Source organism: Streptomyces sp. NPDC055749, from assembly GCF_053617235.1.
This window is the reverse complement of sequence record NZ_JBSHFH010000069.1, coordinates 15,671-33,226: the sequence shown is the minus strand read 5'-3', so window position 1 is coordinate 33,226 and position 17,556 is coordinate 15,671. Positions and strand designations below refer to the sequence as shown.

The following is a 17,556-nucleotide window of genomic DNA, read 5'->3' as shown; positions in this document are numbered from 1 at the left end:
GCCCCGGACCGAACGGTCCGGGGCACTCGTGCGTCGCTCAACAGGCTGCTTTACGCGGGGACCGGTACCGCGTCCTTGCGGTCGGCGTCGACGTGAGCGTCCTCGATGACCTCGGTCTCCTCGATCTCGTCGACCGGGGACGACGAGGCCGAGTTGTACTTGTCGTGGTCGAGGATCTTCTCGCGGGAGGCGACGATCACCGGGACCAGCGCCTGACCTGCCACGTTCGTGGCCGTCCGCATCATGTCCAGGATCGGGTCGATCGCCAGCAGCAGGCCGACGCCCTCCAGCGGGAGGCCCAGCGTCGACAGGGTCAGCGTCAGCATGACCGTCGCACCGGTGAGACCGGCGGTGGCCGCCGAACCGATGACCGAGACGAACGCGATCAGGATGTAGTCACCGATACCCAGCTGCACGTCGAAGATCTGCGCGATGAAGATCGCCGCCAGCGCCGGGTAGATCGCGGCGCAGCCGTCCATCTTGGTCGTGGCGCCGAACGGCACGGCGAAGGACGCGTACTCCTTCGGGACACCGAGGCGCTCGGTGACCTTCTGGGTGACGGGCATCGTGCCGACCGAGGAGCGGGAGACGAAGGCCAGCTGGATCGCGGGCCAGGCACCCTTGAAGAACTGGAGCGGGCTGACCTTGGCGACCGTCGCGAGCAGCAGCGGGTAGACGCCGAACATCACGATGGCGCAGCCGATGTAGACGTCGGCGGTGAACGTCGCGTACTTGCCGATCAGGTCCCAGCCGTAGTCGGCGATCGCGTAGCCGATGAGGCCGACGGTGCCGAGCGGGGCGAGGCGGATGACCCACCACAGGGCCTTCTGGAGGAGCTGGAGGATCGACTCGCTGAGGGCAAGGATCGGCTTGGCCTTCTCGCCGAGCTGGAGCGCGGCGATACCGGCGACGGCGGCCATGAAGACGATCTGCAGCACGTTCAGCTCGGTGAACGGCGTGATGATGTCGGTCGGGATGATGCCCGTCAGGAAGTCCAGCCAGGAGCCCGCGCTCTCGGGCTTGGCGCCGTCCTTCGGGGTGAGGCCGGTGCCGGCGCCCGGGTTGGTGATCAGGCCGATCGCGAGGCCGATGGCCACGGCGATCAGCGAGGTGATCATGAACCAGAGCAGTGTGCGGGTGGCCAGCCTGGCGGCGTTGTTGACCTTGCGCAGGTTGGTGATCGACACCAGGATCGCGAAGAAGACGAGGGGCGCGACGGCCAGCTTCAGCAGCTGGACGAAGATGCTGCCGACCTGGTCGAGCGTGGTGACGAGCCAGTCGATCTGCTGGCTGCGGGCGAGCCAGCCGAGCAGGACACCGAGGACCAGACCGGCGACGATCTGGACCCAGAACGGGACCTTCGGTATACGGAAACCGGTACCGGCGCCGGAGGGCTTACCGGCGTCGGTCGTGGTGGACGCGGAGTTCGCGGACACGGACACACTCCTGGGGGACGCAGCGCGGCGTACGAGGACACACGTACGGCTTGCGCGGACGAACGGGGACGGGGGTGCGGCGCCCGCGACAAGGGCGGCGCCGCTGCATGGTGCCGGTTCAGACGTTGCGGCAACAGACCGCGGACATACAGCGGCAGAGATCGACATGCAGGCGCGCCACGAGCGGAATGCTCGCGGCAAGGCGGGGGCGCACTGCTGTCTTCATGCCGAACACGTTAACACTTGAACTTTGAGAACCTCAAAGGTCTTCTTTGGCAAGAAGGCACGCCGAGACCCCTCCCCCAGTACCGGGAAACGGCGAAACCCCAGCACTGGAGCGGTGGCTCCGGCCTGGGGTTCCGGGCGCCCGGGGGCGCGAGTGTGAGGAAGCTTACGCTCCGCTTACCGTTGTCCTGCCGACCTCGGACTTACTGGACAGCGTCCTCGCGGGTCCGGTTGGCTTCGAGGCGCGCCTTGGTCCGGTCGACCTTGGAGATCAGCTGCTCGGACATCTCGTCGCGCTGCTTGCGCAGGAGCACGAAGCTGAGCGGCGCCGAGAGCAGCAGGCCGAGCAGGATGACCCACACGAAGTTGGAGCCGGCGAGCCCGGCAGGCAGCACCCCGAAGTGGACGGCCACACCGGCGGCGAAGAAGCAGCCCACGAAGATCAACAGGCGCAACGCGGTGTACCGGATCGTTGCGCTCGGCTTGGCAGCGGACACGGCTGACCCTCTCTCTACGTACAACTCGTCACAATCCTGCCCGACCAGTGAAGCATGACCCGAATTCACTGGGTTCAGGGGGCTCCCAGCGGCAGCAGCATCGTGATGTCGTCGCGGTCGTCGCCGGGGGCGACCCGGATCGCGCCGGGGACGCGCCCCACCTCCTTGTAGCCGCAGGAGGCGTAGAAGCGGTCGGCTCCGGTGCCGCCCCGGCAGGTGAGGCGGATGGCCTCGATGCCGTCCATGCCGCGGGCCCCGTCGGCCGCGGCCGCCATGAGTTCGCGGCCGAGCCCCTTGCCCTGGAGGCGGGGGTGGATCATCACGGTGTGGAGCAGGACCCAGTGGGTCATCAGCCGGTGGGTCGTGCGGGCGAGGAAGGCGGTGGCGGCGACGGTTCCGTCCTCGTCGTAGCCGACGAGCAGCCGGGTGCGGCCCTCGGTGATCGCGGCGAGGTGCTTGAGCAGTTCGGGCCGGATCTCGTCGGGGTTCGCGGGCGGTACGAAGCCGACGGCGCCGCCCGCGTCGGTGACGTCGGCCCAGAGTGCGGTGATGCCGTCGTGCAGGGACCGGTCGAAGGCGGGGTCCAGCTCGAATGTAAGCGCCATGAGCGGAGGTTAGCCATTACGCGCAGTGGCCTCAACAAGCGTCCGAAAGGCGAGAAAGCCCCGGCCGACGGCCGGGGCTCTCGTGCAACCAGACACCTCAGACGCGCATCGGCTGCGGCTCTTCGCGCCGCCCCGCGTCCGGACCCGGGTACTCGCGCAGGATCTCGTACCGTGTGTTCCGCTCCACGGGCCGGAAGCCCGCGTCACGGATCAGGTCCAGCAGATCCTCACGGCCGAGCTTGCTGGGCGTGCCGTAGTTGTCCGCGTCGTGCGTGATCTTGTACTCGACGACCGAGCCGTCCATGTCGTCGGCGCCGTGCTGAAGGGCGAGCTGGGCGGTCTGCACACCGTGCATCACCCAGAACACCTTGACGTGCGGCACGTTGTCGAACAGGAGCCGCGAGACCGCGAAGGTCTTCAGCGCCTCCGCGCCCGTCGCCATCGTCGTCCGCGCCTGGAGCTTGTTGCGGACCTTGCCGTCCTTCATGTCCACGAAGTCGTGCTGGTAGCGCAGCGGGATGAAGACCTGGAAGCCGCCGGTCTCGTCCTGCATCTCCCGCAACCGCAGCACGTGGTCGACGCGGTGACGGGGCTCCTCGATGTGCCCGTACAGCATCGTCGCCGGGGTCTTGAGCCCCTTCTCGTGCGCGAGACGGTGGATCCGCGACCAGTCCTCCCAGTGGGTGTTGTGGTCGACGATGTGCTGGCGGACCTCCCAGTCGAAGATCTCCGCGCCGCCGCCGGTCAGCGACTCCAGACCGGCTTCGATCAGCTCGTCGAGGATCTCGGAGGCGGTCAGCCCGGAGATCGTCTCGAAGTGGTGGATCTCCGTCGCCGTGAACGCCTTGAGCCCCACGTTCGGCAGGGCTTCCTTCAGCGCGCTGAGCGACCGCGGGTAGTAACGCCACGGGAGGGTGGGGTGCAGCCCGTTGACGATGTGCAGCTCGGTGAGGTTCTCGTTCTCCATCGCCTTGGCGAGGCGGACGGCCTCCTCGATGCGCATCGTGTACGCGTCCTTCTCGCCCGGCTTCCGCTGGAACGAGCAGTACGCGCAGGACGCGGTGCACACGTTCGTCATGTTGAGGTGACGGTTGACGTTGAAGTGCACGACGTCGCCGTTCTTACGCGTGCGCACCTCATGGGCCAGTCCGCCGAGCCACGCAAGGTCGTCGGACTCGTAGAGGGCGATCCCGTCCTCGCGGGTCAGCCGCTCGCCGGCCCGGACCTTATCCTCCAGCTCGCGCTTGAGTCCCGCGTCCACTAGGGCGCCTCCCAATCTCCGTGTAACAGACTCCGACCACCGTACGCCTAGCTCTCCTCGGGCAGCTCTCCGACCCGGTTCTCCCACTTCGTGGACAGCACGATCGTCGTACGGGTCCGGGATACGCCCTTCGTGCCGCTCAGCCTGCGGATCGTCTTCTCCAGGCCGTCCACGTCACCGACACGGACCTTGAGCATGTACGAGTCGTCGCCCGCGATGAACCAGCAGTCCTCGATCTCCGCCAGGTCCTTCAGCCGGTGCGCCACGTCCTCGTGGTCGGCGGCGTCCGAGAGCGAGATACCGATCAGCGCGGTGACCCCGAGCCCGAGCGACGCGGAGTCGACGGTGGCGCGGTAGCCGGTGATGACACCGGCGGTTTCCAGCCGATTGATGCGGTCGGTGACGCTGGGCCCGGAGAGCCCGACGAGCCGTCCCAGCTCGGCGTACGAGGCCCTGCCGTTCTCCCTGAGGGCCTGGATGAGCTGCCTGTCCACCGCGTCCATATGACTGAAACCTTCCATTGTTCAGCAGTACCGCGAGTTTACGTATAGAATCTAAGGCATGCGGGCTTCAAACCCTGCAAATCTTTCAGAACATCCAAGAAACGCTTTCGAATCTTCAGGAGTGAACTTCACCGTGTACACGATCGAGATGGCCTACGCCCGGATGCGCGAGCTGCAGGACCTGGCCAACCGCTCGCGTGCCCACCAGCCCGCCGCCGCGCTCCGGATCGACAAGGCCCGGACCCCGCGCGCACCCAAGAAGCGCTGACCCGCACCCCTCGCGAGCAGCATCAGGACCGGGAGCCACCGAGCTCTCCCTCCCAACGGCGGTAGAGCTGGTGCGGCACCCCTGCCGCGTCCAGCACCCGCCCGGCGACGAAATCCACCAGATCCTGGATATGCGTCGCACCCGCGTAGAACGCCGGAGAGGCGGGCAGCACCACGGCGCCCGCCTCGTCCAGCGCGACCATCTGCTTCAGCGTCTGACCACTCAGCGGAGTCTCGCGCACCGCGACGACCAGCTTCCGCCGCTCCTTGAGCGTCACGCTCGCGGCCCGCTGCAGCAGATCCTTCGACAGACCCAGCGCCACCCCGGCCACACAGGCCGTCGACGCCGGAACGATCAGCATCCCCTTCGCCGGGTACGACCCCGAGGACGGCCCGGCGGCCAGATCTCCGGCCGCCCAGTGCCGTACGCCGTCGAGATCGCTCCCGCTCAGCGCGAAGGTGTCCGGCTTCCCGTCCGCGCCCCGCGCCAGCCAGCCGCGCAGATCCTCGCGCCAGTGCCCGTCGCGGAAAGCGATCCCGGTCTCGTCCAGCAGAGTGAGCCGCGAGGCACGGCTCACCACCAGGTCCACACTCTCCCCGGCGGCCAGCAGCCCCCGCAGAACCGCGGCGGCGAACGGGGTACCTGACGCGCCGGACACCCCGACAATCCAAGGCCGCCGCTGCTCTTGACGCTCTGAAGTCCCGGATTTCACACCTGTGAGCCTATCCGGCGCCCCGTACCAGGAACCGAGTCAGGGCCCCGGGACGTTCCGACAGATGAGGGGCACGACTGTGCAGGCCCGGGACAGGGGGAGCCATGACCGGCATCCGTAACTCCGCCACCACCACGACCACCCGTGCCCGGGCCCTGACGGCCGGCGTGCTGATGCTGGGCTGGGTCGCCCTGCTGTGGGCGCTGGAAGGCATCGACACGGCGACGGGCCATGCGCTGGACACGTACGGGATCAGCCCGCGCGAGCCGTCCGAGCTGTTCGACGTGGTGCCGTCCGCGTTCCTGCACAGCGGCTGGGACCACGTCGCGTCCAACAGCGTCCCGCTGCTGGTCCTCGGCTTCATCGCGGCGCTCGCCGGACTGCGCCGGTTCGCAGCCGTCGTCCTCACGATCGTCGTGATCGGCGGCCTGGGCGTCTGGCTCACCGCCCCGTCCAACACCGTCACCCTCGGCGCGTCCGGTGTGGTCTTCGGCCTCTTCGGCTATCTGCTGGTCCGCGGCTTCGTGGACCGGCGCCCCCTCGACATCGTGGTGGGCGTGATCATCGCCGGGGTCTACGGCTCGATCCTCTGGGGCGTCCTGCCCACCGACTCGGGAATCAGCTGGCAGGGACACCTCTTCGGCCTGATCGGCGGGGTGGTGGCGGCCTTCGCCTTCCGCCGGCCCCGCCGCACCGCCACCGCCGTCACGGCGTGAGGCCACGCACCAGCAGGTCCAGCAGCGCGCACGCGAAAAGGGCCATGCCGATGAAGCCGTTCACCGTGAAGAACGCGCGGTTCAGTCGGGACAGATCGTGCGGGCGCACCACCCGGTGCTCGTACACGAACGCCACCGCGACGATCACCATGCCGATCCAGTAGAGCAGCCCCGCCTCGGTCGCCAGACCGAACCAGACCAGCATCCCCGTCGTCACCACGTGGCAGACCCGCGCACCCCACAGGGCCGCCGGAATCCCGAAGCGCGCCGGGAACGAGTGCACCCCGTGGGCACGGTCGGCCTGTACGTCCTGGCACGCGAAGATCAGGTCGAAGCCGCCGATCCAGATCCCGACGGCAAGACCCAGGATCACCGCGTCCCACGACCAGCTGCCCGTCACCGCGAGCCAGGCGCCGATCGGCCCCATGGCCTGCGCGAGGCCCAGGATGGCGTGCGGGTAGTTCGTGAACCGCTTGCCGTACGGGTAGACGACCATCGGTACGACGGCGAGCGGCGCCAGCGCCAGACAGAGCGGGTTCAGCAGGGCCGCCGCACCGATGAACACGACGAGCGCGACGAGCGCCCCGGTCCACGCGGACTTCACCGACACCGCGCCGGTGACCAGTTCACGGCTCGCGGTACGGGGGTTACGGGCGTCGATCTCCCGGTCGATGATCCGGTTGGCGGCCATCGCGAACGTGCGCAGACCGATCATCGCGAGCGTGACGAGCAGCAGCGTCGCCCAGTGGATGGTCTCGTCGGTCCGGAACATCGCGGTCAGCGCGGCGATGTACGCGAAGGGCAGCGCGAAGACGGAGTGCTCGATCATCACCAGCCGGAGGAACGCCTTCGTCCTGCCCGGCTGGGGCAGTGCGGCGGCCGAGGCGCTCACAGGCCGTACTCCTTCCAGCGACGGTCGACCTTCGCCGCCGTGTCCGGGTCGGACTCGACCATGTCGGGCCAGCCGCCGTCCCGCGTGTAGCCCTCCTCGGGCCACTTCCTCGTCGCGTCGATACCCGCCTTGCCGCCCCAGAACTGCTGGTAGGAGGCATGGTCGAGATGATCGACCGGGCCCTCGGCGACGGTCAGGTCACGTGCGTAGTCGGTGTTCCCGAGCGCCCGCCACGCCACCTCGTGGAGGTCGTGGACATCGCAGTCGGAGTCCACGATCACGATCAGCTTGGTCAGCGACATCATGTGCGCGCCCCAGATGGCGCTCATGACCTTCTGGGCGTGCTTCGGGTACTTCTTGTCGATCGAGACGATCGCGCAGTTGTGGAAGCCGCCCGCCTCCGGCAGGTGGTAGTCCACGATGTCCGGCACGATGATCTTCAGGAGCGGCAGGAAGAAGCGCTCCGTGGCCCGGCCCAGCGGCCCGTCCTCGGTCGGCGGCCTGCCCACCACGATCGACTGGATCAGCGGACGCTTCCGCATCGTGACGCAGTCGATCGTCAGCGCGGGGAACGGCTCCTGCGGCGTGTAGAAGCCGGTGTGGTCGCCGAACGGCCCCTCCGGCAGCATCTCCCCCGGCTCCAGCCAGCCCTCGATGACGACCTCGGCCTGCGCCGGTACCTGGAGCGGCACGGTCTTGCAGTCGACCATCTCGATCCGCTTGCCCTGGATGAAGCCCGCGAAGAGGTACTCGTCGATGTCACCGGGCAGCGGGGCCGTGGAGGCGTACGTCACGGCGGGCGGCGCCCCGAACGCGATCGCGACCGGCAGCCGCTCGCCGCGCTTCGCGGCGACCTGGTAGTGGTTGCGGCTGTCCTTGTGGATCTGCCAGTGCATGCCGATGGTGCGCTTGTCGTGGCGCTGAAGGCGGTAGAGCCCCAGATTCCGGATGCCGGTCTCGGGGTGCTTGGTGTGCGTGAGCCCCAGGTTGAAGAAGGAGCCGCCGTCCTTCGGCCAGGTGAAGAGCGCCGGAAGCTGCTCCAGGTCCACGTCGTCGCCGGTGAGGACGACCTCCTGGACGGGAGCGTCGCCGGACTTCACCTTCTTCGGCGGCACGTGCACCATCGAGCCGAGCTTCCCGAACGCCTCGCGGACCCCGACGAAACCGTGCGGCAGCTCGGGCTTGAGCAGCCCGCCGATCTTGTCGCTGATCTCCGCGTACGACGTGAGACCGAGTGCCTTGAGGAGCCGCCGGTCCGTCCCGAAGACGTTCATGGCCAGGGGCATGGTCGCCCCCTTGACGTTCTCGAAGAGCAGGGCGGGCCCGCCCGCCTTGTTCACCCGGTCGACGATCTCGCCGACCTCCAGATGCGGGTCGACCTCGGCCTTGATGCGCTTGAGATCGCCCTCGCGCTCCAGAGCCCGGAGCAGGGAGCGAAGATCGTCGTAAGCCATGCCACCCAGTATCGGCCACCCGCTACCCTGGCCCCGTCACCGGGGCGGGACACCGCGCCCCCTCACCTCTTCTCGGGGGACCCTTCCACCATGCTCAGGGCCTTGATCTATCTTCTGCCGCTGGCACTGACGATCTACGCGTTCATCGACTGTCTGAACACCCCGGAGGACGAGGCCAAGCACCTTCCGAAGCTGGCCTGGGTCTTCATCATTCTGCTGTTCTGGATCGTCGGCCCGATCGTGTGGTTCGCCGCGGGCAAGATGCGTGTGGCACCCGAAGGGGGCCGTACGCCTTCGGAGTGGCACCGCAACCACCGCCAGAAGTGGGTGGCGCCCGACGACAATCCCGACTTCCTGAAGTCCCTCAAGGACGAGAACGAGAAGGACGAGTCCGTCCTCAAGGACTGGGAGGCCGACCTGCGCCGCCGCGAGGAGGAGCTGAAGCGCCGCGACGGCGACGGCGGAAACACCGAGGACCCGACGCCGCCGAAGGGCTGACCCCCGGATCATCCTTCTGCCCGGATCGTTCGAAAATCTTCACCCGCCTCCAACACCCTGCCGATATCCTGTTGTTGACGCTGTGACAGGTCGGACGGGGTGTCGGCACTGGGGGTGCGGTGGAACGAGAGCTGTACGGACGCGAGGCGATTTTCGGCAACGACGGCCTGGCTGCACGTCTGACAGGTCTCACTCCGTACGGCTCGGCGAAGGCGCCGTACGAGCACCGTGACGATCCGCCGGTGGTCGTGCTGACCGGCGGCCGCGGTATGGGCAAGACCGCGACGCTCAAGCAACTGCGCAATGTGTACCGGGAGATCACCCCGGTCGCCCTGGTCGACTGCGAGGCGGTCGCGCCGCCGGAGGACCCGGGGCCCGGCTGGACGCCGGTGACCGGAGCGCTGCCCGCGCTGGCCGTCCAGCTGACGCCGAGGGTGCGGGCGGCGAAGCCGGTGCAGTTCCCCCGGCTCAGCCTGGGTCTGGTGGCGGTGGCGTCCATCGCCTGGAGCCGTGAGGACGAGACGCAGGCGCAGCGCGATCTCCAGTCGCTCGGCCCCGTGCTGGCGACCGTGGACTCCCGGCCGGGTGCGGCGCAGGGCTGGGTCACCAAGGTGCTGACGAAGCTCGCGGCGACGGCGTTCGACGCGGTCGCGCCGCTGGCCGGGCTGATCGCCGAGGCGACCGTGGAATCGGTGCTGGAAGAGACGTTCAGCCGGTTCCAGCGCCGTACCGTCGACTGGTACGGCGCCTATCCGCACGCCGGGGGCGACGGCCGGATCGGGCTGCGGCAGCTCGCCGTCGACTTCGAGCGCGGCGGGGATCTGCGCAGGCGGGCCGAGGACCATCTCGTCGGGGCGCTGGTCGAGGACCTGTACCGGGCCTACCGGGGCACGGCGCTGGGGATGCGCCGGGGCCGTCCGGTGATCCTGCTGGACAACGCCCACAACGCGCTGGGCCGGCAGCTGCTCGAACCGGTGCTGCGGGCGCGCGCGTCCGGCCGCCGTGACCAGGTCGCCTTCTTCGCCGCTTCCCGCTCCCGGGACCACGAGGGGCTGCGGCACGCCGTCCACCACCGGCTGCCGGAGGTGGCTCACGCCTCGCACTGGACCCGCGGTACGGAGGTGACCTCGGGCATCCTCGCGGTGGGCCTGACCCCGCTGAGCGCCGCGCACACCCAGGCCGCGTTCGAGCGCCACGACCCGGCGGCCCGTACCCCGGCCGGTCTGGCGCGCGGCGTGCACCGGCTGACGGGCGGCCGGCCGCTGGGGGTCGCGCTGTTCGCGCAGGCGGCGGGCGAGGCGGACCGGCCGGGTTCACTGATGCCGGGCGCCCTGCTGGACTGCACGGTGCGGGTCCGCGAGGACCGGGAGCCGGTGCGGCTGGCGGACGAACTGCTGGAGCGGCTGCTGCCGGGCCGGCGGCTCGACGTACTGAGCGTGCTGGCCGCCGCGCACGGCGAGGAGCCGGCCAGGCTGCTGGCCGGACTCCGGCTGCGGGGCGAGTCGCTGGACGGCGATGTGGCGTTGCGCGTACGGGACGTGCTGCGCGCGGAGGACTGGCGGGTCGGTCCCGACCACTTCGTCGGCGACCCGTTGCTCCGCTCGCTGCTGCTGCACCGGCTGCGCTTCCAGGACGACGACCATCCGCGGTACGCGGTGTGGCGGGCGGTGCACGAGTCGCTGCGCGAGGTGTACCAGGCGGGGAGCGTCGCGAGCGCCCCGCACCGGCTGCACGAGGAGCTGGTGCTGGGCCGGGAGGGGGCGTGCGTGACGCATCTGCGGGTGCGGTTCCCGCGCCCCGATGTGCCGGCCTGGCTGGGCGAGCTGCGGCTGATCGCCTCGGCGCCGTATCCGCGTGAGCGCGCGGCCCGCGGCCCCGATCCGCGGCGGGCGGTCGCGCTCGGCCAGGACGTGGCCGAGGGACCGCTGCCCGAGGAGCGGACCGGGCTCGCCGGGCTCGACGAGGAGGCAGCGGAGCTCCAGTTGCGGATGCGCAGGCTGCTGCACGCCGTGTGGCTGCTGTCCGATCCGCTGGCCCTGCCGGACGACGAGGTGACCGACAAGATGGCGCACGAGCTGCGGCAGCTGTCCGGCAGGCATCTGACGGGCAACGCGGTGCTGTGGGACGCGGCGACGCACTGGCCGCGGGACATCAGGGCATGGCGAACGCTGTCCATGCCACCGGGAGCCTCGCCGGACGGGGCGCCGGACCGACGGGACCGACAGGGGGACGGTGGCTGGGATGCGTAATCCACTGCGTTATCGCGTCTGGTACACGACCCGGCAGAGGATCGTCACCACGGCTCTCGTGGCGGCGCTCGTGACGGGCGTCGGCTGGTACGGCATCGACCGGGTGACCGAGCCGGAGGACCGGAGCTGTGTGGCGGGCGTGGAGCGCCCGCAGGGCAGCGACGAGTGCGTGGGCGTGTCCGGTTCGGGCTACGACTTCGGGATGAAGAACCTGACGGAGGTCGCATCGGCGATCGGCCGGGAGAACAAGAAGCTGAAGCCGGGCGAGTACGCGACGGTCGCCCTGCTGCTGCCTCTGACGTCGACCGACCCGTCCATGGGGACGAAGATGCGGCGGGAGCTCCAGGGCGCGTTCGCGGAGCAGTACCGGGCCAACCATCTGTCGAACTCGCAGGTCCCGAAGATCCGGCTGGTGCTCGCCAACACCGGCAAGAACAACGTGTTCTGGGAGCGGACGGTCGACCGCCTGAAGACCATGACGGACGCGCCCGACCATCTGCGCGCGGTGTCCGGGGTCGCCACCAGCAGCTCCGAGGTGAAGCTCGCGGTCCAGGCGCTGACGAAGGCGCGGATCGCCGTCGTCGGCACCACGATCACGGCCGACGACATCGCCAACGGGCCCGGCGGGGACCCGTTCCCGGGCCTCGCACGGGTCTCGCCCACCAACCGGGACGAGGCGCGGGCGCTGGCGCAGTTCGGCAAGGTGGAGGCCGACAAGGCGCTGCTGGTCGAGGACACGCGCACCGGGGACCACTACACGGACACGCTGAAGGCGGCGTTCACGGCGCTGGTGAAGGGCACGAAGTACGAGGCCCAGTTGTTCACCTCGCCCCCGGACGCGACGGACGAGGGCACCACGTCCAATACGTTCAAACAGATCACGCACCTGATCTGCGACACGGACGCGGAGACGGTGTTCTTCGCCGGGCGCCACACACAGCTGCGGCAGTTCATCAACGAACTGGGCCGGCGCGGCTGCCAGAACAGGGCGTTCACCGTGCTCACCGGCGACGAGGGCTCGTACCTCGGCGGCGACGAGAAGCTGGACCGCAGCGCGCTCACCCGGAAGGTGACCGTCCGCTATGCCTCGCTGGCCCATCCGGACGCCTGGGTGGCCACGAAGAGCGCGCCGGTGCCGGCGACGGGCGGTTCCGCGCAGGACTTCCGGAACTTCCAGGAGCTGCTGGCCCTGGTGGCGAAGAAGCCCGTCGGCCCGATCGGTCCGACGGGCCGGGCCACGATGACGGACGGCCAGGTGATCATCGCGTACGACGCGATGGCGACGGCCGTGCACGGCATCCGGCAGGCGACCCCGGACGGCAAGCGGCTGCCGACCAAGACCGATGTGGGCGGTCAGTGGCCGCAGGTGAAGTCCTCGCTGAAGGTCTCGGGAGCGAGCGGCTGGATCTGCTTGGACAACCACGGCAACCCGTACAACAAGGCGGTTCCGGTGGTGGAACTGACGGACAAGGGTGTGCAGCGCTTCGTGGAGATCGCCTGGCCGGAGGGCCGGCCGCCGGACCGGCGCTGTCTGCCGCCGTCGGGGCGCTAGACAGGGACGGCGAGCGCGGCGGCGAGGCGCTCGAAGTGCCCGTGCCAGGCCGCTAGGCGATCCAGGCGCAGGACGTCGTCACCGCGGAACTCGTGCGTGAAGCGGAGTACGACGTGATCGCCGCGCGGCGGTTCCAGGTGGAAACGGATGCGGCTGTGCGGCTCCCCGACGGTGTACTCGGCGACGCGCTCGACGTCCCAGGCGGTGACCGTGCCGGAGGCGTCGGCGGCAGCCCCCGCCAAGCCGGTACGCAGCCCGCGCAGGGTGACCGCGCCGCCGATCCGCGGCTCGAAGGGCTCGGCGTCGGCGAGCCAGCTCCGCAGCCCTTCGGAACTGGCGACGGCTGCCCACACCCGGGGAACGGGATGGGGCAGCCGCAGCGTGAATCTCAGAAAATGCGTGCCGTCGCGCGTCTCGCTGGTACCTCGCTCGATCGCATCGGTCGGGGTCATACGACAAGCGTGACGCGCCGGGAGGCGATCCGCACCCCGGTCACCCCACCCGCTACACGCCCGCGTACGAGTGCTTGCCGGTGACGAAGATGTTCACGCCGTAGTAGTTGAACAGCCAGCACCCGAAGGCGATCAACGCCAGGTAGGCGGCCTTGCGCCCCTTCCACCCCGCTGTGGCACGCGCGTGCAGGTAGCAGGCGTACGCGACCCATGTGATGAAGGACCAGACCTCCTTGGGGTCCCAGCCCCAGTAGCGCCCCCACGCGTCGCCCGCCCAGATCGCGCCCGCGATGATCGTGAACGTCCACAACGGGAAGACGGCGGCGTTGACGCGGTACGAGAACTTGTCCAGGCTCGACGCCGAGGGCAGCCGCTCCAGCACCGACCGGGCGAACGCACCGGGCGCCCCGCCGTTGGCGAGCTTGTTCTCGTAGCTGTCGCGGAACAGGTAGAGCAGCGTGCCGACCGCACCGAGGTAGAACACCGCGCCGCAGATGATGGCGGTGGAGACGTGGATCCACAGCCAGATCGAGTCGAGCGCGGGAACCAGCTGGTCACTCTCGGTGTAGAGCGTGGTGGTGGCGATGCCCAGGTCCAGCAGGACCGTGGTGACGAGCATCAGGCCCATCCACCGGACGTTCTTCCTCAGCGCGAGAAGGACGAGGTACGCGCCGACCGCCACCGTGGAGAAGGTGATCGAGAACTCGTACATGTTGCCCCAGGGGGCACGCTGCACGGACATGGCGCGGGTGACGACGCCACCGGCCTCGACGAGGAACGCCACGACGGTCAGGGAGACCGCGATCCGTCCCCACAGATCACCCTTGAACGTGCCGCCGGCCGCTCCGGGGCCGTCCGGGACGTCCCGGGTCCCGGCGGCGGAGCGCGTGACGATCTTCGGGCGCTCCAGCACGGCGGTGCCGCCGCCCTTCTGCGCGACCTGCACCTTCACGGTGGAAGCCGGGGTTCCGGCCAGCGCGGCGGCCGTACGCCCGACCTTGCTGCGGCTGCCGAACACCCACTCCGCGATGTGCGCGAAGAAGGCCAGGGTGTAGACGGCCATCGACGAATAGATCAGCACATTGCTGGTGTGTGCCAGATTCTCGTTGGTTGCGGCGGCGAGATTCACTTCTCAGCCCCTTCGGCAGGTTCTTCGGAAGGTACTTCGGGACCGGAACCGGCATCGGTCTCCGGGTCGTTCGTGGCTTCGGGCGCGGTGGGCGCCACGCTGTTGAGCTCGACCGCGAGATCGCCCAGCTCCTCGGGGAGCTTCGCGGACTCACTGCGGCCCAGGCCGGCCATCTCGACGACGGTGACGCCGTCCGTTCCCCGTACGGCCCTGACCCACACCCGGCGGCGCTGGATGAACAGCGAACCGGCGAGCCCGGCGATCGCGGCGATCGACCCGGCCAGGGCCCAGCCGGTGCCCGGCTGCTCCGAGACCTGGAAACTGGCCCATTCCTCGACGCCCTCGAAGGTGATCGAGCCCGCCCCGTCGGGCAGCTCCATCGTCTCGCCGGGAAGCAGCCGCTTCTTGAGCTTCTGCCCGCCGGTGTCCTTGAACTCCTTCATCTTGGTGGAGTCCAGCTGGTACACGTTCTGCGGCAGCCCGGAGTCGACGCCGAGGCTGCCGTGGAAGCCGTTGAGGGCGAGCACGGGGAACTCGGCGCCGGGGAACTGCGAGAACATCGTGCCCTTGCCCGCGCCCGCGAACGTCGGGACGAAGAACGCCTCGAAGCCCAGCTGGGTCTTCTTGCCGCTCTTGTCGCGGTAGCCGTCCATCACCTTGATCGCGCCGGTCGAGGTGATGTTGTTGTCGATGGGCAGCAGCGGTACGGCGGCCCGGTAGACCTCCTTGCCCTTGCCGTCCTTGACGGAGACGACGGGGGCGTACCCGTGCGAGATCAGATAGACCTTGGTGCCGTCGACGATCAGCGGTTCGTTGACCCGGATGACGGACTTCTTCGGCTTGCCGTCGGCGCCCTCCGCGTACGAGACACGGGCCTCGAAGGTGCGCGGGGTGCCGCGCTGGGGGCCGCTCTTCTCGTACGTACCGACGAATTCGTCGAGGGTGAAGCTGAACGGGGCGAGGGAGTCCGTGTCGTACATCGAGCCGGACTTGAAGTCGTCGTACTGCGTGAGCGTGTTGGAGAAGCCGTCGCCCTCGACGATCAGCTTGCCGCCCTCGGACTTGAAGAGCTGTCCGGCGGCGAAGGCCACCAGCATCACGATCAGCGCGATGTGGAACATCAGGTTCCCGGCCTCGCGCAGATAGCCCTTCTCGGCGGCGACCGCGTCACCCACCGCGTGCGAGCGGAAGCGCCGCTTGCGGAGCATGGCGACCGCGGCCTCGCGGACCTGCTCGGGCTCGGCCTCGGTACGCCACGTCGTGTACGCGGGAAGCCTGGTGAGCCGCTTCGGGGCGACCGGCGGCCGACTGCGCAGCTGGCCGACGAACTGGCCGGTGCGCGGCACGATGCAGCCGATGAGGGAGACGAACAGCAGGATGTAGATCGCGGAGAACCACACCGAGCTGTAGACGTCGAACAGCTGGAGCTTCTCGTAGATCGGCGTGACCGTGGTGTGGGCCTCCTGGAAGGTCTGCACCTTCAGCTCGTCCACGCTGTTCTGCGGGATCAGCGAACCGGGGATCGCGCCGAGCGACAGCAGGAAGAGCAGGATCAGCGCGACCCGCATCGAGGTGAGCTGCCGCCAGAACCAGCGGGCCCAGCCGATGACTCCCATCGCGGGCACCGCCCCCGCGGACTCCTCGCGCGGGGCGGTGGAGAGCTGCTCTCCGGCCGCGCCGAGCTCGCGCTCTTCCGTGGTGTTCGTGTTGCTCATGACTCAGATCCCCACAGTGAAGCCGTTTGACCAGACCTGCATCTCCTGCATGAGCGAGTCCCAGACGCCCGTGAGCAGGAGGATTCCGGTCGCGATCATCATGCCGCCGCCGATGCGCATGACCCATGCGTAGTGCCGCTTGACCCAGCCGAACGCACCGAGTGCCTTGCGGAAGGCCACCGCTGCCAGGACGAACGGGACACCGAGTCCGAGACAGTACGCGACGGTCAGTATCGCCCCGCGTCCGGCGGTGGCCTGCTGGGCCGAGAGCGACAGGACGGAGGCGAGCGTCGGGCCGATGCAGGGCGTCCAGCCGATTCCGAACAGGGCGCCGAGCAGCGGCGCACCGGCAAGACCGGCCACCGGCCGCTTGTGGAAGCGGAACTCGCGCTGCGTCACTCCCGGCAGCAGCCCCATGAAGAAGATCCCCATGAGGATCATCAGGGCGCCGAGGATCTTGTTGAGCACCCCGGCGTGCACCTGGAGCTCCTGGCCGAAGTAGCCGAAGAGGGCGCCGGTGGAGGCGAAGACGACGCTGAAACCGAGCACGAAGAGCGAGGCTCCCGCGACGACCCGGCCCCGCTTGGCCTCCGCCAGATCCGTTCCGCTGACCCCGGTGACGTAACTCAGATAGCCGGGGACGAGCGGCAGCACGCAGGGCGAGAAGAACGAGACGAGCCCGCCGAGCAGGGCGATGGGAACAGCCACCAGCAGGGCGCCGCTGAAGACGGTCTCGTTGTACGCGGCGAGGGTGATCACCGGATCACTTCTCCGCGATCAGCGGGTCGATCATCTTGCGCAGGTTCTCGGCGTCGAGGGCCTGAAGGGTGCGGGCGGCGATCTTTCCGTCCCGGTCGATGACCACGGTCGACGGGATGGCCACCGGGTTCAGCGTGCCCTTGGGGAAGCGGAGGATGAGCTTTCCGGTCGGGTCGAAGAAGCTCGGGTAGGTGACGCCGAAGTCCTTCTCGAAGTTCACCGCGGATGCCTTCTGGGGGTCCCGGGTGTTTATCCCGATGAACTGGACCCCCTGGTCCGCGGTCTCCTGCGAGACCTTCGCGAAGTGCTTGGCCTCGGCGCGGCACGGTCCGCACCACGATCCCCAGACGTTCAGGACGACGACCTTGCCCTTGTAGTCGGCGACGTCGAGGCTCTTGCCGTCCAGGGCGGTTCCGTCGAGCTTCGGTGCGGCGGTGCGGTCGGCCTTGGCGACGGTCGAGATTCCGCCGCTGCCGGTCACGAAGTTCGTATTGCCGCCGCCACCGGCCTTGTTGCCGTCCCCACTGCACGCGGACAGGGTCAGTGTCGCGGCCACGGCAGTGGCGGCGAGCAGGGTGAAGCGGCGTCGGGGTGCGCGGCCAGAGCTCATGTGAAAAGTTTCGCATGGCGGTT

18 protein-coding genes are annotated in these 17,556 nt (G+C 69.1%); 5 read left to right on the top strand and 13 right to left on the bottom strand.

Annotation, left to right across the window (positions count from 1 at the left end):
- Window positions 1-50: 50 nt before the first annotated feature.
- The 5 genes from ACWGO0_RS33605 to ACWGO0_RS33585 form a co-directional block, all read right to left on the bottom strand.
- On the bottom strand, window positions 51-1,436 hold the full coding sequence (locus tag ACWGO0_RS33605; RefSeq protein WP_453543705.1) for a dicarboxylate/amino acid:cation symporter: 1,386 nt from the start codon (window positions 1,434-1,436) through the stop codon (window positions 51-53).
- Window positions 1,437-1,864: 428 nt separating this feature from the next.
- Window positions 1,865-2,158 (bottom strand): DUF4229 domain-containing protein, encoded by a 294-nt coding sequence (locus ACWGO0_RS33600; protein ID WP_453543703.1) that lies wholly within the window; start codon window positions 2,156-2,158, stop codon window positions 1,865-1,867.
- 74 nt (window positions 2,159-2,232) lie between these two features.
- On the bottom strand, window positions 2,233-2,763 hold the full coding sequence (locus ACWGO0_RS33595) for an N-acetyltransferase family protein (protein WP_453543701.1): 531 nt from the start codon (window positions 2,761-2,763) through the stop codon (window positions 2,233-2,235).
- A gap of 97 nt (window positions 2,764-2,860) precedes the next feature.
- Window positions 2,861-4,024 carry an aminofutalosine synthase MqnE gene (gene mqnE / locus ACWGO0_RS33590; RefSeq protein WP_453543699.1) on the bottom strand — a complete coding sequence of 388 codons (1,164 nt, stop codon included), beginning with the start codon at window positions 4,022-4,024 and terminating at the stop codon, window positions 2,861-2,863.
- Between the two features lie 47 nt (window positions 4,025-4,071).
- A complete protein-coding gene (locus ACWGO0_RS33585; RefSeq protein WP_030803885.1) occupies window positions 4,072-4,527 on the bottom strand; it encodes an Lrp/AsnC family transcriptional regulator in 456 nt (151 codons plus the stop codon).
- A 121-nt stretch (window positions 4,528-4,648) separates the two neighbouring features.
- Here ACWGO0_RS33585 and ACWGO0_RS33580 point away from each other — a divergent pair, with 121 nt between their 5' ends.
- Window positions 4,649-4,795 carry a hypothetical protein gene (locus ACWGO0_RS33580; RefSeq protein ID WP_453543696.1) on the top strand — a complete coding sequence of 49 codons (147 nt, stop codon included), beginning with the start codon at window positions 4,649-4,651 and terminating at the stop codon, window positions 4,793-4,795.
- A 22-nt stretch (window positions 4,796-4,817) separates the two neighbouring features.
- Here the strand turns inward: ACWGO0_RS33580 and ACWGO0_RS33575 are convergent, their stop codons facing one another.
- Window positions 4,818-5,507 carry a UbiX family flavin prenyltransferase gene (locus ACWGO0_RS33575; protein ID WP_453543694.1) on the bottom strand — a complete coding sequence of 230 codons (690 nt, stop codon included), beginning with the start codon at window positions 5,505-5,507 and terminating at the stop codon, window positions 4,818-4,820.
- Window positions 5,508-5,611: 104 nt separating this feature from the next.
- Here ACWGO0_RS33575 and ACWGO0_RS33570 point away from each other — a divergent pair, with 104 nt between their 5' ends.
- The gene (locus tag ACWGO0_RS33570) at window positions 5,612-6,223 is read left to right on the top strand and encodes a rhomboid family intramembrane serine protease (protein WP_453543692.1); all 612 of its coding nucleotides are present in this window, start codon (window positions 5,612-5,614) and stop codon (window positions 6,221-6,223) included.
- Here the strand turns inward: ACWGO0_RS33570 and mqnP are convergent.
- Both mqnP and ACWGO0_RS33560 read right to left on the bottom strand, forming a co-directional pair.
- Window positions 6,213-7,115, bottom strand: coding sequence for a menaquinone biosynthesis prenyltransferase MqnP (mqnP, locus tag ACWGO0_RS33565; protein ID WP_453543690.1), 903 nt, complete (start codon window positions 7,113-7,115; stop codon window positions 6,213-6,215). The two genes, ACWGO0_RS33570 and mqnP, sit on opposite strands and share 11 nt — an antisense overlap.
- The gene (locus tag ACWGO0_RS33560) at window positions 7,112-8,569 is read right to left on the bottom strand and encodes a menaquinone biosynthesis decarboxylase (protein WP_453543688.1); all 1,458 of its coding nucleotides are present in this window, start codon (window positions 8,567-8,569) and stop codon (window positions 7,112-7,114) included. Before ACWGO0_RS33560 ends, mqnP begins: the two co-directional genes overlap by 4 nt.
- A gap of 90 nt (window positions 8,570-8,659) precedes the next feature.
- Here ACWGO0_RS33560 and ACWGO0_RS33555 point away from each other — a divergent pair, with 90 nt between their 5' ends.
- The 3 genes from ACWGO0_RS33555 (at window position 8,660) to ACWGO0_RS33545 (ending at window position 12,868) form a co-directional block, all read left to right on the top strand.
- On the top strand, window positions 8,660-9,067 hold the full coding sequence (locus ACWGO0_RS33555; RefSeq protein ID WP_453543686.1) for a PLD nuclease N-terminal domain-containing protein: 408 nt from the start codon (window positions 8,660-8,662) through the stop codon (window positions 9,065-9,067).
- 119 nt (window positions 9,068-9,186) lie between these two features.
- Window positions 9,187-11,316, top strand: a complete 2,130-nt coding sequence (locus ACWGO0_RS33550; RefSeq protein ID WP_453543684.1) for a hypothetical protein — start codon at window positions 9,187-9,189, stop codon at window positions 11,314-11,316.
- Window positions 11,309-12,868 (top strand): hypothetical protein, encoded by a 1,560-nt coding sequence (locus ACWGO0_RS33545; protein ID WP_453543682.1) that lies wholly within the window; start codon window positions 11,309-11,311, stop codon window positions 12,866-12,868. The genes ACWGO0_RS33550 and ACWGO0_RS33545 overlap by 8 nt, the downstream gene beginning before the upstream one ends.
- On the opposite strand, the gene ACWGO0_RS33540 is transcribed toward ACWGO0_RS33545, so the two are convergent.
- Genes ACWGO0_RS33540 through ACWGO0_RS33520 form a run of 5 tightly spaced genes read right to left on the bottom strand, consistent with a single transcriptional unit; the run spans window position 12,865 to window position 17,533 of the window.
- A complete protein-coding gene (locus ACWGO0_RS33540; RefSeq protein ID WP_453543680.1) occupies window positions 12,865-13,320 on the bottom strand; it encodes an SRPBCC domain-containing protein in 456 nt (151 codons plus the stop codon). The genes ACWGO0_RS33545 and ACWGO0_RS33540 overlap by 4 nt on opposite strands.
- A gap of 52 nt (window positions 13,321-13,372) precedes the next feature.
- On the bottom strand, window positions 13,373-14,449 hold the full coding sequence (gene ccsB / locus ACWGO0_RS33535; RefSeq protein WP_453543678.1) for a c-type cytochrome biogenesis protein CcsB: 1,077 nt from the start codon (window positions 14,447-14,449) through the stop codon (window positions 13,373-13,375).
- Window positions 14,446-16,164: a cytochrome c biogenesis protein ResB gene (gene resB / locus ACWGO0_RS33530; RefSeq protein WP_453543676.1), complete on the bottom strand. Its 1,719-nt coding sequence runs from the start codon at window positions 16,162-16,164 to the stop codon at window positions 14,446-14,448. The genes ccsB and resB overlap by 4 nt, the downstream gene beginning before the upstream one ends.
- A 3-nt stretch (window positions 16,165-16,167) precedes the next feature.
- Entirely contained in the window at window positions 16,168-16,923 is a 756-nt protein-coding gene (locus ACWGO0_RS33525) for a cytochrome c biogenesis CcdA family protein (protein ID WP_453543674.1), read from the bottom strand.
- 4 nt (window positions 16,924-16,927) lie between these two features.
- Window positions 16,928-17,533, bottom strand: coding sequence for a TlpA family protein disulfide reductase (locus ACWGO0_RS33520; RefSeq protein WP_453543672.1), 606 nt, complete (start codon window positions 17,531-17,533; stop codon window positions 16,928-16,930).
- Window positions 17,534-17,556 lie beyond the last annotated feature (23 nt).

Bases quoted from the DNA above. Each gene is read 5' to 3' on its own strand.
- ACWGO0_RS33595 (WP_453543701.1), bottom strand. From the start codon at position 2,763: ATGGCGCTTACATTCGAGCTGGACCCCGCCTTCGACCGGTCCCTGCAC.
- ACWGO0_RS33585 (WP_030803885.1), bottom strand. From the start codon at position 4,527: ATGGACGCGGTGGACAGGCAGCTCATCCAGGCCCTCAGGGAGAACGGC.
- ACWGO0_RS33570 (WP_453543692.1), top strand. From the start codon at position 5,612: ATGACCGGCATCCGTAACTCCGCCACCACCACGACCACCCGTGCCCGG.
- ACWGO0_RS33560 (WP_453543688.1), bottom strand. From the start codon at position 8,569: ATGGCTTACGACGATCTTCGCTCCCTGCTCCGGGCTCTGGAGCGCGAG.
- ACWGO0_RS33555 (WP_453543686.1), top strand. From the start codon at position 8,660: ATGCTCAGGGCCTTGATCTATCTTCTGCCGCTGGCACTGACGATCTAC.
- ACWGO0_RS33545 (WP_453543682.1), top strand. From the start codon at position 11,309: ATGCGTAATCCACTGCGTTATCGCGTCTGGTACACGACCCGGCAGAGG.
- ACWGO0_RS33540 (WP_453543680.1), bottom strand. From the start codon at position 13,320: ATGACCCCGACCGATGCGATCGAGCGAGGTACCAGCGAGACGCGCGAC.
- resB (WP_453543676.1), bottom strand. From the start codon at position 16,164: ATGAGCAACACGAACACCACGGAAGAGCGCGAGCTCGGCGCGGCCGGA.
- ACWGO0_RS33520 (WP_453543672.1), bottom strand. From the start codon at position 17,533: ATGAGCTCTGGCCGCGCACCCCGACGCCGCTTCACCCTGCTCGCCGCC.